This window comes from Rhodovulum strictum, assembly GCF_009649175.1.
In the GTDB taxonomy this organism is placed as follows: Bacteria; Pseudomonadota; Alphaproteobacteria; order Rhodobacterales; family Rhodobacteraceae; genus Rhodovulum; species Rhodovulum strictum.
On sequence record NZ_WJPO01000009.1, the window covers coordinates 58405 to 73086 of the forward strand.

The following is a 14682-nucleotide window of genomic DNA, read 5'->3' on the forward strand; positions in this document are numbered from 1 at the left end:
CGCCGGGGTCTTCCGCGCTCCCTAGTCCAGCGCAGTCACGCTGCGCGTGGAGTAATCGACCGACCAGCGCTGCGCGAGGCTGGGGCAGCAATGCGGATCGTCGGGGCCGGGCATCGAGGTGGTCAGTTCCATCCGCTCGGCGTGAAAGACCGGATCGCGCGGCTCGGCGCCGAACAGCCCCTCGACCGGGCCAGCAAAGCGCAGGCCGGCCGCATCCCGCGCGTAAAGCCCGGCATGGATCGTGAAGCCGCTGGCCGAACCCGGGATATGGGCATAAAGCACGGCCAAGGCGCGCATCGCCTCGGCCGGATCGGCATTGTCGGGCAGCCAGTAGCTGCCCAGCGTCTCGCCCCCCGGCGAAAGGTCGCGCGCCAGTGCGGCGTCCAGATCGCCCCAGTCCTGGGACAGTGCCGGGCTTGCGGCCGCGAGAACACAGCAAAGAAACAGGGACTTCATGCGCGCGCTCCTTCGATGCTAAGAGCGTGTTGTCTTGTCCGCGTCCTGTCAAGCGTCGTCCCGGAGGCCTAATGCCCGCCTTGCCCCCTGACCAGCCCGCCAAAGCGCCCCCCGATGCCGCCGCCCGCCGTGCCGCGCCCCCGGTGATCTGCTACCCGGACGGCACGCTGCCGCGCCCCGATCTGGCGCTTTATGCCCGGGCGCGGGCGGGCGCGGAAAAGACCGCCGAGATGCTGGTCCCGCCGCGCGAGGCACGTTGTTTCCGGGTCGCGGCGGGGCAGTTCCTGCGCATCTCCTGCCCCGAAGGGTCACAGGTGGGCGATCTGAACCTCTGGGCGGCGGGTGATCTGTCCGAACGGTTCTTTTCCGGCAAGACGCGTGCGCTGCATGGCACGCATGTTGGTGTTGGCGACCGGCTCTGGTCCTGCCTGCCCTGGCTGCGGCCGATGGCGACGATCACCACCGACAGCCTTGGCTGGTACGGGGTCGATGCCGACGGGGCGGGGGTGCATGACGTGATCGGCACCCGCTGCGATCCCTATACCAACGCATTGCTGACGGGCGGGCAGTATCACCACCACTGCCATTCCAATCTGATCCGCGCGCTTGCGGCCGAAACCGGCCTGACCCCGGACGCGGCCGAACCGCATGTCCATGACGTACTGAACCTGTTCATGTGCACAGGCTTCACCCGCGACACGCAACGCTATTTCACCAAGGCCAGCCCCGCGCGCGCGGGCGATCATGTCGAGTTCTTCGCCGAGATCGACCTGCTGGGCGCGCTCTCGGCCTGTCCGTGGGGGGATTGCGGCACGAACAGCCCCGCCACCGCCACCTGCCACCCGCTGATGGTCGAGATCCTCGCTCCCGCCCCCGGCGCGCTGTCCGGCTGGCGCTCGCCCGCCCCCGCCCCCTATGACCGCAGTCACGGGCTCTGACCCCCTGGTCTTCTTCTTGGCAAATATACCCATGTCGCGCCCGTGCCACAGGCGCGACGTTGGTCAGGCGAAAGCGGCCTCAAGCGCGATTTCCACCATGTCCCCGAAGCTGCTTTCCCGGTCCGCCGGGGGCAGGGCGGCACCCGTCAGCAGGTGGTCGGAAACGGTCAGCACCGCCAGCGCCCGCACGCCATGCCGGGCGGCCAGGATGTAAAGCTCGGCGGCCTCCATTTCGACCGCCAGAACCCCGTGGCGGGTCATCTGTTCGTTCAGGTCGGGGCGTTCATCGTAGAACACGTCCGACGAATAGATGCCGCCCACATGGGCCGCGATGCCGCGGTCCGTGGCCGCCGCGTGGGCCGCCGACAAAAGGCCGAAATCGGCGCAGGGGGCGAAGTTCAGGTCGCGGAAGATGCCGCGCGAGGGCGTCGAAAGCGTCGAGGCCGTCATCGCCAGCACGATGTCGCGCAAACCCACATGGGGCTGCATCGACCCGGCCGAGCCGATGCGGATCAGCGTCCTGGCGCCAAAATCGCGGATCAACTCGTTGGCATAGATCGACAGCGAGGGCATGCCCATGCCGCTGCCATGGATCGTCACGCGATGGCCCCGCCATGTGCCGGTAAAGCCCAGCATGCCGCGGATGCGGTTGATGCAGACCGGATCGGTCAGGAAGGTCTCGGCCGCCCATTGCGCGCGCATCGGATCGCCCGGCAGCAGCACGGTTTCCGCGATCTGGCCGGGTTCTGCGCCGATATGGATGCTCATGGGGGCTCCGGTGCTGATCGTCCGAGGGTAGCGGCTGGCCTGGGCAAGGCCAAGTGCAGAGCGCTCAATGGGTCGCCTTGCGCGGCAAGGCGACCAATGGGGGCGCTGCCCCCGCCGCCGCCGCCTGCGCGGCGGCTCCCCCGGAATATTTCAGGCCAGAAGAAGGCGCGGGGGCGTCTATTCCGCGGCGGCTGGTTCGGGGACGATCAGCCCGACAATATCGAACATGATGCGGTTCAGTTCGAAATCCTTTGGCGTGTAGACCTTGGCCACGCCCATCGCCCGCAGACGCTTTGCGTCGTCCTCGGGGATGATGCCGCCGACCACGACGGGCACATGCGTCAGCCCGGCCGCGCGCATTTCGGCCATCAGGCTTTCCATCAGCGGGATATGGCTGCCCGACAGGATCGACAGGCCGACGATATCCACATCGCCCTCGCGCGCGGCGGCGACGATCTCGGCCGGGGTCAGGCGGATGCCTTCGTAATGGATTTCCATGCCGCAATCTCGGGCGCGGGCAGCGATCTGTTCGGCGCCGTTGGAATGACCGTCGAGGCCGGGCTTGCCGACCAGGAATCTTGGCCGCCGCCCCAGCCGGGCGGCCACGGCGTCAACCGCGGCGCGGATGTCGTCAAGACCCTCGGTCCGGTTCGAGGGGTTCTTGGACACGCCCGTCGGGCCGCGATACTGGCCGAAGACGTTGCGCATCACGTCGCCCCATTCGCCGGTGGTGACCCCCGCCTTCGCCGCCGCGATCGAGGGCGGCATGATGTTGGCGCCCGTCGCCGCGGCCTCGCGCAGCGCCTTGAGCGCGTGCTGCACGGCATCGGCGTCGCGTTCGGCCCGCCAGGCATTCAGGCGCGCGATCTGGTCGGCCTCGACCGCCGGATCGACCACCATGATCGCGTCCTCGCCCGCGGTCAGCGGCGAGGGCTCGGCCTGGGTCCAGCGGTTGACTCCGACCACCACCGTCTCGCCGGTCTCGACGCCGACGATGCGCTCGGAATTGCTCTCGACGAGGCGCGATTTCATGTAGTCGATGGCCGCCACCGCGCCGCCCAGCGCGTCGATCTGGGCGAGTTCGGTGCGGGCATTGGCCTTGAGTTCCTCGACCCGCGCCGTCACCGCCGGGTTGCCGTCGAAGAGATCGCCATATTCCAGAAGGTCGGTTTCATAGGCGAGGATCTGCTGCATCCTCAGCGACCATTGCTGGTCCCAGGGGCGCGGCAGGCCCAGGGCCTCGTTCCAGGCGGGCAACTGCACGGCGCGGGCGCGGGCGTTCTTCGACAGGGTCACCGCCAGCATCTCGATCAGGATGCGGTAGACGTTGTTTTCCGGCTGCTGTTCGGTCAGGCCGAGCGAGTTCACCTGCACGCCATAGCGGAAGCGGCGGTATTTCGCGTCCTCGACGCCATAGCGGTCGCGGCAGATCTCGTCCCAGAGTTCCACGAAGGCGCGCATCTTGCACATCTCGGTGACGAAGCGGATGCCTGCGTTCACGAAGAACGAGATGCGGCCCACCATGTCGGGGAAATGTTCGGGCGCGACCTTTGTCGTCAGATCGTCCAGCACCGCCGTCGCGGTTGCCAGCGCAAAGGCCAGCTCCTGTTCCGGCGTCGCGCCCGCCTCTTGCAGGTGGTAGGAACAGACGTTCATCGGGTTCCATTTGGGCAGATGCTCGCGGGTGTAGGCCGCGACATCGGTGATCATCCGCAAGGACGGTTTCGGCGGGCAGATATAGGTGCCGCGCGAAAGGTATTCCTTGATGATGTCGTTCTGGACGGTGCCCTGAAGCTGCGCGATGTCGGCGCCCTGTTCCTCGGCCACCGCGATATAGAGCGCCAGAAGCCAGGGCGCGGGCGCGTTGATCGTCATCGAGGTGTTCATCTGTTCGAGCGGGATCTGGTCGAACAGGGTTCGCATGTCGCCCAGATGTGCCACTGGCACGCCGACCTTGCCGACCTCGCCGCGGGCAAGCTCGTGGTCGCTGTCATAGCCCGTCTGGGTGGGCAGGTCGAAGGCGACGCTGAGGCCGGTCTGGCCCTTGGCGAGGTTCGTGCGGTAGAGCGCGTTCGACGCCTTGGCGGTGGAGTGGCCCGCATAGGTGCGGAACAGCCAGGGGCGGTCTTTCGTCGTCTCGGTCATGGCGCGCCTCGCAGTCGGTTGGCAAGAAAATTTCGCTTCCGCCGAGATAAGGGTAAGGATCTGGCGATGTCAATTCGCTGCATTGCGGCAAGTCTGGATCGGACGGGACATAAAGTTACCAAGATCGCCCCGAATTTCGTTGCAATGTTGCGTGACGCCTTCTATCAGACCGGGGCATCCGCGTCGATTCTGCGCCGCGGCATGAATTTTCACCGATCAAGGAGGCCCCGATGGCTTTGGACACGAACCCGTCGATCACACCCTACGAGGCGCCCGAGAAAGAGCTTTACGAGATCGGCGAGATGCCGCCGCTCGGATACGTTCCGCCGAAGATGTATGCCTGGACGATCCGGCGCGAGCGTCATGGCGAGCCCGACAAGTCGTTCCAGGTCGAGGTGGTCGAGACGCCCGCGATCGACAGCCACGAGGTTCTGGTGCTCGTGATGGCGGCGGGCGTGAACTACAACGGAATCTGGGCGGGCCTCGGCGTTCCGATCTCGCCCTTCGACGGCCACGGCGCGCCCTATCACATCGCGGGCTCGGATGCCTCGGGCATCGTCTGGGCGGTGGGCGACAAGGTGAAGAACTGGAAGGTGGGCGACGAGGTCGTGATCCACTGCAACCAGGACGACGGCGACGACGAAGAGTGCAACGGCGGCGATCCGATGTATTCGCCCACCCAGCGGATCTGGGGCTACGAGACGCCGGACGGGTCGTTCGCGCAGTTCACCAACGTGCAGGCGCAGCAATTGCTGCCCCGGCCCAAGCACCTGACCTGGGAGGAATCGGCCTGCTACACGCTGACGCTGGCCACCGCCTACCGGATGCTGTTCGGCCACCACCCGCATGAGTTGAAGCCGGGCCAGAACGTGCTGGTCTGGGGTGCCTCGGGGGGGCTCGGCTCTTACGCGATCCAGTTGATCAACACTGCGGGCGCCAACGCCATTGCCGTCATCTCGGAGGAATCGAAGCGCGACTTCGTGATGAATCTGGGCGCTAAGGGCGTGATCAACCGCAAGGACTTCAAGTGCTGGGGGCAACTGCCCAAGGTGAACACGCCGGAATACAAGGAGTGGTTCGCCGAGGCGCGCAAGTTCGGCAAGGCGATCTGGGACATCACCGGCAAGGGCGTGAATGTCGACATGGTGTTCGAGCACCCGGGCGAGTCGACCTTCCCGATCTCGACCTTCGTGGTCAAGCGCGGCGGCATGGTGGTGATCTGTGCCGGGACCACCGGGTTCAACCTGACGATGGACGCGCGCTATGTCTGGATGCACCAGAAGCGCATCCAGGGCAGCCACTTTGCCCATCTGAAACAGGCGGCGGCTGCCAACCGGCTGATGTGCCAGCGTCGGCTGGATCCCTGCATGTCCGAGGTCTTCCCTTGGGCCGAGATCCCGGACGCGCACATGAAGATGATGCGCAACGAGCACAAGCCCGGCAATATGGCGGTACTGGTGCAGGCGCCGCGTACCGGGCTGCGCACCTTCGAGGATGTGCTGGAGGCCGGCAAGGGCGCCTGATGCCCGCCGGGCGGGAAACCCGCCCGACCTGATCGAATCGGCCCGGACCAGCCAAGCTGATCCGGGCCGAACTGCTATGGGCGTGCGCTTGGAGTCCGGATCTGCGTCGACGCCCCGCCGCCAAACCATGCCAACCCTTTAGCTGAAGCCCCCCTCGCCAGATCTGGGGAGGGAAAATCGGCGAATTTCAACAAAAGTTAACTCGTGCTATGCTTGTGTTAACGGTTCATTAACCACTTGGGGAAGAAAACCATGAAGCATGAGTGGCTGATCGACATTCTCGGGGATCTGAGGAACTATGCCCGTAAGAACGGGTTGGTCGCTCTGTCGGAGGAGCTTGCCACCTGCCAGGCATTGGCAGCGGTAGAGATATCTTCGCTGGAAGCTGCGCCCGCACGGGCCGAAATCGGAGGAAGCGGCTCCTGCCGGGTGCCGTTGGGTTTGAAGTCGGGCGATGAAAGACGTCTTAGAATCGTTCCTCGATCGCTTGCAACAGGCAACGACGCTTGAGCATCTGCAACAATCCACCGAGGATCTTCGGGACCATTACGCCATCACCCATGTGGTCTATCACTGGGTCAGCAGCGTCGGGGAGCAATACGGGGCAGGCACCTACAGTACCGAATGGGTCGACCGCTACCTGGAGCGCGGCTATGTGAGGGTGGACCCCGTCGTCCAGGGGTGCCTTCACCGCTTTCATCCTGTCGACTGGAAGCAGCTTGACTGGTCCGGGCGCGTGGCCCGGGAACTTCTGGCCGACGCTCTGGCGCATGGGGTCGGCAATCAGGGGTTCAGCATTCCGATTCGCGGGCCCAACGGCCAGTTCGCGGTCTTCACGGCCAATCACAGTTGCAGCGACGTGGAATGGGCGCGCTTCGTTCAGGGGAACATGCGTGATCTCATCATCATTGCGCATGACTTCAACAAGAAGGCCCTGGAATTCGAGGGCAAGCGCGACCTCGCTCCGTCGACGACACTTTCGCCGCGGGAAACCAGCGCTCTGACGCTTCTGGCCAAGGGGCTGAGCAGGGCGCAGGCGGCCGATCAACTCGATATATCGGAGCATACGCTGCGGGTCTATATAGAGGCCGCGCGGCACAAGCTGGGCGCGCTCAACACCACCCATGCCGTGGCCCGGGCGCTCAATGCGGGGCTGATCGTGCTCTGATTGCAACGGGCAGGGCAGCAATCTGCAACTTTTTCACGTTTTGTTCCCGCGTGTGCGATGGTTTAGGCCGTTGGTAACGGTCTCCTTCGTAGCTTCTGCCCTGTCATCGGCTGGCAAAGGGCTACTCAACATGCTGCGTTACATCTACGGCGTCGACCTGCACAAGCATCCCCTTCTGCGTGACACGATGTTCCGCGACCGGGCGATCCAGTTCCACGAACGTCTGGGCTGGGACGTGTCGGTGGACGAGAACGGCGAGGAGCACGACCAGTACGACACGCTGAACCCGCTTTACGTGATCTGGGAACAGCCCGGCGGGCGGCATGGCGGCTCGATGCGGTTCCTGCCCACCACCGGGCGGACCATGGTGAACGAACATTTCCTGCATGTGACCGGCGGCGTCCGTATCGAAAGCCCGCTGATCTGGGAATGCACGCGCTTCTGCCTGGCCCCCGATGCGGGGCGCGAGGTGTCGGCGGCGCTGGCGCTGGGTGGGGCCGAGATCATGGCGAATTTCGCGGTCGAGCATTTCGTCGGCGTGTTCGACGCGCGCATGGTCCGCATCTACCGGCTGCTCGGCATGGCCCCCGAGGTGATTGGCCAGGTCGGCGAGGGATCGGATATCCTTGCGGTCGGGCTGTGGGGTTGGGACGATGCGTTCTGGCCGCGCACGCTGAAGCGTCTGGGCATTGAGCGCGAGACCTCGCTCGACTGGTTCCGGCAGTCCTTCTCGGCCATCCCGCCGACAAAAAAGCGGATCCTCGAGGCGGCCTGATCGCGCTGGCACCCCGCGGGCGGCGCCTGTAGGCTCCGCCCATGACGCTTGCTCCCCTGACCTTTTCCGACGACCAGGCCGAGGCCCATGACCGCGTGGCCGAGATGCTGCGCGGCCTGGGTGTCGACATCGACGCCGGGGCGCTGAGCCCGCGGGCAGAGGATGCGCAGGCGCTGCTGGCGATCACCGGAAAGGCCGGATCGGGCAAGACGATGCTGCTGGCGCGCCTTGTCGCGGCGCTGGCGGAAGCCGGGGTAGAGATCGTCTCGGGGGATTACGAGGGGCGGCGGCGACGCGACCGCCGGACGCTGGCGATCCTGGCACCGACCAACAAGGCGGCGAGCGTGCTGCGCACCCGCGGCGTGCCCGCCACAACGATCCACCGGATCATCTATACGCCGGTCTATGACCCCGAATACGAGAAGATCGCCCAATGGCTGACCGGCGAGGGCGAGCGCCCCGCGGTCGAGGGGTTGACCGATGCGGCGCTGGACCGTGCCTTTGCGTTCTATCAATCCGTCAAGTCGGTGCCCGGCGCGCTGGCCGCCGCGGGATTGCGGGGCAGCGATTTCATCCGCGGCTGGAAGCGGCGCGAGGAACCCCTGGATATCGGCTTTGTCGACGAAGCCTCGATGCTGGATGAACGCCAGTTCGAGGATCTGAAGGAGCTGTTCCCGGCGCTGGTGCTGTTCGGCGATCCCGCGCAGCTTGCTCCGGTGAACCAGTCCGGCAAGATGGTGTTCGACACGCTGCCCGCGGTGCAGAAGCTGGAGTTGCACCGGGTCCACCGGCAACAGGATGACAACCCGATCCTTGATCTGGCCCATGCGCTGTCCGATCCGGCGCTGGAGTTCGAGGGGTTCGAGCGGATGATCGAACGCGCGGCGGCGCGTGATTCGCGCGTCGTGGTGGCCCCGCGGGTCGATGCCGACCTGATGGCGCGCTCGCCGGTTCTGGTCTGGCGCAACGCGACGCGGATTCGGCTGATCCACGCCTTCCGCCAGGCCCATGGCGCCCCCGAGGATGCGTTGCTGCCGGGCGAGCCGTTGATCTGCGACGGGATCGAACTGCCGCTCAAGCACCGCAAGAAGCGGCTCGATCTCGAGGCGCGGGGGCTGATCAAGGGCGCGCAGGTGATCTATCTGGGCCCCGGCCGCAAGCCCGGGTTCTCGCGGCTGCATGTGATCGGGGCAGAGGAGCCGCAGATTTCGGCCGCCTCGATCGTCAAGATCGAACTGCCCGAGGAGGAGGAGCCCTTCATCCCCTATGCCGCGAACATGGGCGCGGCCTTTCTGCACGGGGCGGCGGTGACGATCCACAAGGCGCAGGGCTCGCAGTGGGAGACGGTGCAGGTCTTTGCCCCGGATCTTTATGCCGCCGCACGGGCCGGGCGCAGCGAGGCGGGGCAGCCCCTGTGGAAGCGGCTGGCCTATGTCGCGATCACCCGGGCCGAGACGCGGCTGATCTGGGTCACGCGCTATCGCCTTGCCCGGCCTGCCGGGCCGCTCGGAACCGACGATCTGGTGACGATGGCGGCGCCGCTGACGCTGTCGGCCGGGCTCGACGGGGACTGAGCTAGCCCCGGATCAGCCGGAACGCCGCCGAGGCACCCCAGCCCGCCGCGATGGCAATGGCCAGCGAGAGGATGCCGTAGAGCAGCGGTTGCTCGTGGGCCAGCAGGTAGGTCCAGCGTTCCAGCCCCACCTTGCGCACCGCGATCACGGTCTCGAAGGCGTCGATCACCTCACCCTCGCGGGTCAGGAAGATGCGCGTCTGGTAGTCGCCTTCGGTCAGGTTCGCGGGCAAGGCGACCGAGGTGCGGAACAGCGTGTCCTCGGTCAGCGACACCTCGCCCGGCAGCACCTGGTAAAGCCCGTTGCTGCTGCGGATGCGGATCAGCGCCTCGACGAAGCTTTCGGCATCCGCGGCCTGGGCGGCGGTGCCGACCGCCCGGATCGCCCGCGGGATCGAGACCTTGTGGCGCAGATCCTCGGTCTGCGACAGCGCCTCGGACAGCGGCGCGGTACTGGCCACGGCGTAGAAACTGGGGGCGGCGTCGATCTCGACCGCTTCGGTATTGACCCAGATGCCCAGCCGCCGGGCCTTGCGCCGGACGGTGACGGGGCCAGAGGGGCCCGCGACGGTGACGACGACATGCAGCGCGCCCTCGGGCAGCGGCGCCTCGCGCCGGACCGCGCCGAAGATCAGGATTTCGGACCCCGAAAAACTCGTGGTGATCGCGACATGGGTCTGGCTGAGCCCGGCCACCACCCGTTCGGCCCGCGCGGGCAGCGCGGCCATCAGGCAGAGCAGAAGCAGGATCAGCCGCATCAGAACCTCCCCACCGAAAGCGAGTAGATCTCGGCCGGTTCCAGCAGCAGATCGAGCGCCAGCTTGCCGCAGACCGCCAGCACCAGCAGCGCCAGCAGGATGCGCAACTGTTCGGCCTTCATCCCGACCCCGATCCGCGCACCGACCTGCGCCCCGATCACGCCGCCGATCAGCAGCAGAAGCGCCAGCCCCAGATCGACGGTGAAATTCGTCGTGGCATGCAGAAGCGTGGCAAAGGCGGTGACGAAGATGATCTGAAAGAGCGAGGTGCCGACCACGACCTTGGTGGGCATCCCCAGCAGATAGATCATCGCGGGCACCATGATGAAGCCGCCGCCCACCCCCATGATCGCCGCCAGTATGCCGACCAGCGCGCCCACCGCCAAGGGTGGGATGACCGAGATGTAAAGCCCCGAGGTGCGGAACTTCATCTTGAAGGGCAGGGCGTGGATCCATGTCCGCTGACGGCGCCTTGGCGCGGTCTTGCCGCTGCGCAACCGGCGGATCGCGCGCAGGCTTTCGACGAACATCAGCGCGCCGATGATGCCTAGGAAAACGACATAGCAGAGCTTGACCAGCAGATCGACCTGACCCATCTGGCGCAGCATGTTGAAGATGGCGATGCCGATCCCGGCGCCGACCAGCCCGCCGATCATCAACACCGTGCCCATCCGGAAATCGACCGTCTTGCGCCGGACATGGGCCAGAACGCCGGAAAAGGACGAGGCGACGATCTGCGCGGCCTCGGTCGCGACGGCCACCGCGGGCGGGATGCCGATGAAGAACAGAAGTGGCGTCATCAGGAAGCCGCCGCCGATCCCGAACATCCCCGACAGCACGCCGACCAGCCCGCCCATTCCCAACAACAGGAAGGCGTTCACGGAAACCTCGGCGATGGGCAGGTAGATCGTCATGTATCGTCCCTAAAGCCTGTCGCCCCCGCCTGGCAAGGTTATCGCCTTACCGCTCCTTTACATAGGGCTCGCCCCCTGCACGCGGCGGGATCGCGCGCCCGACAAAGCCCGCAAGGATCACGACGGTCAGCACATAGGGCAGGGCGTCCATCACCTGCACGGGCACGACAACCCCGCCCAGGTCGATATTCTGATAGCGCAGCGCGATCGCCTGCAGGAAACCGAACAGAAGCGTGGCCCCCAGCGCCTGCCAGGGCCGCCACTTGGCAAAGATCAGCGCGGCCAGCGCGATGAAGCCGCGCCCGGCGGTCATGTCCTTGACGAACCCTGCCTGTAGCGCGGTTGCAAGATAGGCGCCCGCGATGCCGCACAGCACGCCGCAGATCGCGACGGCGGCATAGCGCGTCGCGACCACCGAGACGCCTGCGGTATCCAGCGCCTCGGGGCTTTCGCCCACCGCGCGCAGGCGCAGCCCGAAGCGGGTGTGGTAAAGCACCCACCAGCTCACCGGCACCAGCGCAAAGGCCAGATAGACCGGCAGCGTGTGGCCCGAGATCAGCTCGTGATAGATGGGGCCGAGGATCGGGACGGGTTGCAGGGTTTCGGCCAGCGGCAGGGTGATCGGCTCGAACCGCGCGGCGCCGATCAGCGAGGGCGTGCGCCCGCCCTGCGAAAACCAGGTCTGGGCGATGACCACGGTCAGCCCGGCGGCCAGGAAATTGATCGCGACGCCCGAAATCAACTGGTTGCCGCGGAAACTGATCGAGGCCGCGCCATGGATCGCCGCCATCACCAGCGAGGCGGCGATGCCCGCACCAAGCCCCAGCCAGACAGACCCCGTCACCGCCGCCACCGCCGCCGAGAAGAAGGCCGAGGCCAGCATCTTGCCTTCGAGCCCGATATCGAAGATGCCCGCCCGTTCGGAAAACAGCCCGGCAAGGCAGGCCAGCAACAGGGGCGTGGCCAGCCGCACGGTCGAGTCGAGGATTTGCAGGACGGTCGCGAAATCCATCACGCCCGCCCCCGGCGCAGCGCAAGGAACAGCCGTTCCAGCGGCATCCGCACCATGTTGTCCAGCGCGCCGGTGAACAGGATCACCAGCGCCTGGATCACCACGATCAGTTCGCGCGGGATATCGGTCCAGAGCGCCAGTTCAGCCCCGCCCTGATAGAGAAAGCCGAACAGAAGTGCGGCCAGGAACACGCCGAACGGGTGGCTGCGCCCCATAAGCGCGACCGCGATGCCGATGAAACCCGCCCCCTCGACCGCGTTCAGCACCAGCCGCTCGGCCTCGCCCATCACGTTGTTCACTGCCATCAGCCCTGCCAGCGCGCCCGAGATCAGCATCGCCGCCATGACGATGCGCACCGGCCGGATCCCGGCATAGATCGCGGCGGGTTCCGACTGGCCATAGGCGCGGATCTCGTAGCCCAGCCGCGTGCGCCAGACGATCAGCCAGACCAGCACACAGGCCGCAATCGCGATCAGGAAGGTGATGTTGGCCGGCGCCGCGCGCGAGAACGCGATGCCGAAGGGGGCCAGCAGGTCATGCAGGCTGGGCAGATGCGTGCCCGACGGGAATTTCGCGGTCGCCGGGTCCATCGAACCGATGGGCCGCATCACGTTCACCAGCAGGTAGTTCAGCACCGCCGCGGCGATGAAATTGAACATGATGGTGGTGATGACGATATGGCTGCCGCGCGTGGCCTGTAGCCAGGCCGGAACCGCCGCCCAGGCCGCGCCGAACAGCGCCGCGCCCAGCGCCGCGGCAGGCAGCGCCAATGCCCAATGCGGCCAGGGCAGGGACAGGCAGATCAGCGCGACGCCAAGCCCCCCCAGCATCGCCTGCCCCTCGCCCCCGATATTGAACAGCCGCGCCTGGAACGCGACGGCGACGGCCAGCCCGGTAAAGATGAAATTCGTCGCGTAGTAAAGCGTGTAGCCCCAGGCATAGGTCGACCCCAGCGCGCCCGAGACCATCATCCGCACCGCCGCCACCGGATCCTCGCCGATGGCCAGGATCACAAGCGCCGACAGCCCAAAGGCCAGCACCAGGCTGACCAGCGGGATCAGCACCAGATCGGCCCATTTCGGCATCGCATCGCGCATCAGGCCGCCTTTCCCCGCATGCCAGCCATCATCAGGCCAAGATCCTTCTCGTCGGTCTCCTCGGGCCGCCGCTCGCCCATGATCCGGCCGTCGAACATCACCGCGATGCGGTCGGACAGCGACAGGATCTCGTCCAGTTCGACACTGACCAGCAGGATCGCGGCGCCCGCGTCGCGCAGTGCGATCAGGCGCTGGTGGATGAACTCGATCGCGCCGATATCGACGCCGCGGGTGGGCTGGCCAACGATCAGCAGCGCGGGATTGCGCTCGATCTCGCGGGCCAGGACGATCTTCTGCTGGTTGCCGCCCGAAAAGCTGCGCGCGGGCAGGTCGGGGTCGGGCGGGCGCACGTCGAAGCGGGCCATCCGCTCGGCGGTCATCGCGCGGATCGCGGCATTGTCCATCAGCGCGCGGTTGCGCTGGCAGGCCGGGTCGTGGTGATAGCCGAAGATCATGTTCTCCCAGGCCAGGAATTCCATGACCAGCCCCTCGCGCTGGCGATCCTCGGGAACATGGGCGATGCCCGCCGCGCGCCGGGACTGGCCCGCATCGCGCGCGGCAAGGTCGATTTCCCGCCCCTCGATCCGCACGGTTCCGCTGCCGCGTAACGTGCCGCCCAGCACGCCCAGAAGCTGCGACTGCCCGTTGCCCGCGACCCCGGCGATGCCCAGGATCTCGCCCGCCCGCACCGACAGCGACACGCCCCTGAGCCGCTCGACCCCGTCGATATCGGTCACGCGCAGGTTCTCGACCGCCAGAACCGTGCGTCCTGGTGCGGCCGGTTTCTTGTCCATATGCAACAGCACCTTGCGGCCGACCATCAGTTCCGCAAGCTCGCCGGGGCTGGTCTGCGCGGTCTCAAGCGTCGCCACCATCTGCCCGCGGCGCATGACGGAAACCGTGTCGGTGATCGCCATGATCTCGCGCAGCTTGTGGGTGATCAGGATGATGGTCTTGCCCTGGGACTTGAGGTTTTCCAATATCCGGAACAGGTGATCGGCCTCGGCCGGGGTCAGCACGCCTGTCGGTTCGTCCAGGATCAGGATATCGGCCTGCCGGTACAGCGCCTTGAGGATTTCGACCCGCTGCTTCATGCCGACGCCCAGATCCTCGATCCGTGCATCGGGGTCGACATGCAATTCGTAATCCTCGGCCAGCCGCTTCAACGCGCCACGCGCCCGGGCAAGCGAGGGGCGCAGAAGCCGGCCGTCCTCGACCCCCAGGATCACGTTTTCCAGAACGCTGAAGGGCTCGACCAGCTTGAAATGCTGAAACACCATGCCGATGCCCGCACGGATCGCGGCCTGGCTGTCGGAGATCTGGTTTGGCTGTCCACCGATGCGGATCTCGCCCGCATCGGCCTTGTAGAAGCCGTAAAGGATCGACATCAGCGTGGACTTGCCCGCGCCGTTCTCGCCCACGATGCCGTGGATCGTGCCGGGCATCACTGTCAGCGAGATGTCGCGGTTCGCCTGCACCGGGCCGAACGCCTTGGAGATGCCGCGCAACTCGATGGCGGGGACGCGCTGCCCCCCGGCCGCCCCCGCCATGCCGG

14 protein-coding genes are annotated in these 14682 nt (G+C 66.5%); 6 read left to right on the plus strand and 8 right to left on the minus strand.

Annotated elements, in window-relative coordinates; genetic code table 11:
• Positions 1-21: 21 nt before the first annotated feature.
• Positions 22-456: a hypothetical protein gene (locus GH815_RS07940; protein ID WP_153748230.1), complete on the minus strand. Its 435-nt coding sequence runs from the start codon at positions 454-456 to the stop codon at positions 22-24.
• 71 nt (positions 457-527) lie between these two features.
• Here GH815_RS07940 and GH815_RS07945 point away from each other — a divergent pair, with 71 nt between their 5' ends.
• Positions 528-1394, plus strand: a complete 867-nt coding sequence (locus GH815_RS07945; protein WP_153748231.1) for an urea carboxylase-associated family protein — start codon at positions 528-530, stop codon at positions 1392-1394.
• Between the two features lie 63 nt (positions 1395-1457).
• Here GH815_RS07945 and deoD read toward each other — a convergent pair whose 3' ends face one another.
• Complete coding sequence (deoD, locus tag GH815_RS07950) at positions 1458-2162, minus strand: purine-nucleoside phosphorylase (protein ID WP_153748232.1); 705 nt, start codon at positions 2160-2162, stop codon at positions 1458-1460.
• Positions 2163-2339: 177 nt separating this feature from the next.
• Positions 2340-4355: a protein meaA gene (locus tag GH815_RS07955; protein ID WP_343030723.1), complete on the minus strand. Its 2016-nt coding sequence runs from the start codon at positions 4353-4355 to the stop codon at positions 2340-2342.
• A 182-nt stretch (positions 4356-4537) separates the two neighbouring features.
• Between GH815_RS07955 and ccrA the strand changes: the two genes are divergently transcribed.
• From ccrA to GH815_RS07975, 5 genes are all read left to right on the plus strand, one after another.
• Entirely contained in the window at positions 4538-5830 is a 1293-nt protein-coding gene (gene ccrA / locus GH815_RS07960; protein ID WP_153748234.1) for a crotonyl-CoA carboxylase/reductase, read from the plus strand.
• 252 nt (positions 5831-6082) lie between these two features.
• Entirely contained in the window at positions 6083-6340 is a 258-nt protein-coding gene (locus GH815_RS18840) for a hypothetical protein (RefSeq protein WP_170290317.1), read from the plus strand.
• Complete coding sequence (locus GH815_RS07965; protein ID WP_153748235.1) at positions 6285-6998, plus strand: helix-turn-helix transcriptional regulator; 714 nt, start codon at positions 6285-6287, stop codon at positions 6996-6998. Before GH815_RS18840 ends, GH815_RS07965 begins: the two co-directional genes overlap by 56 nt.
• Positions 6999-7128: 130 nt before the next feature.
• Positions 7129-7773, plus strand: a complete 645-nt coding sequence (locus GH815_RS07970; protein ID WP_153748236.1) for an acyl-homoserine-lactone synthase — start codon at positions 7129-7131, stop codon at positions 7771-7773.
• A 41-nt stretch (positions 7774-7814) separates the two neighbouring features.
• Positions 7815-9347 (plus strand): AAA family ATPase, encoded by a 1533-nt coding sequence (locus GH815_RS07975; protein WP_153748237.1) that lies wholly within the window; start codon positions 7815-7817, stop codon positions 9345-9347.
• 1 nt (position 9348) lies between these two features.
• Here GH815_RS07975 and GH815_RS07980 read toward each other — a convergent pair whose 3' ends face one another.
• The 5 genes from GH815_RS07980 to GH815_RS08000 are packed head-to-tail and all read right to left on the minus strand — an operon-like array spanning position 9349 to position 14677.
• Entirely contained in the window at positions 9349-10104 is a 756-nt protein-coding gene (locus GH815_RS07980) for a TIGR02186 family protein (RefSeq protein ID WP_153748238.1), read from the minus strand.
• Complete coding sequence (locus tag GH815_RS07985) at positions 10104-11018, minus strand: sulfite exporter TauE/SafE family protein (protein ID WP_153748239.1); 915 nt, start codon at positions 11016-11018, stop codon at positions 10104-10106. The genes GH815_RS07980 and GH815_RS07985 overlap by 1 nt, the downstream gene beginning before the upstream one ends.
• Before the next feature lie 46 nt (positions 11019-11064).
• Positions 11065-12030, minus strand: coding sequence for an ABC transporter permease (locus GH815_RS07990; protein WP_153748240.1), 966 nt, complete (start codon positions 12028-12030; stop codon positions 11065-11067).
• Complete coding sequence (locus GH815_RS07995) at positions 12030-13127, minus strand: ABC transporter permease (RefSeq protein ID WP_246176356.1); 1098 nt, start codon at positions 13125-13127, stop codon at positions 12030-12032. The genes GH815_RS07990 and GH815_RS07995 overlap by 1 nt, the downstream gene beginning before the upstream one ends.
• Entirely contained in the window at positions 13127-14677 is a 1551-nt protein-coding gene (locus GH815_RS08000; RefSeq protein ID WP_153748241.1) for an ABC transporter ATP-binding protein, read from the minus strand. Before GH815_RS08000 ends, GH815_RS07995 begins: the two co-directional genes overlap by 1 nt.
• Positions 14678-14682 lie beyond the last annotated feature (5 nt).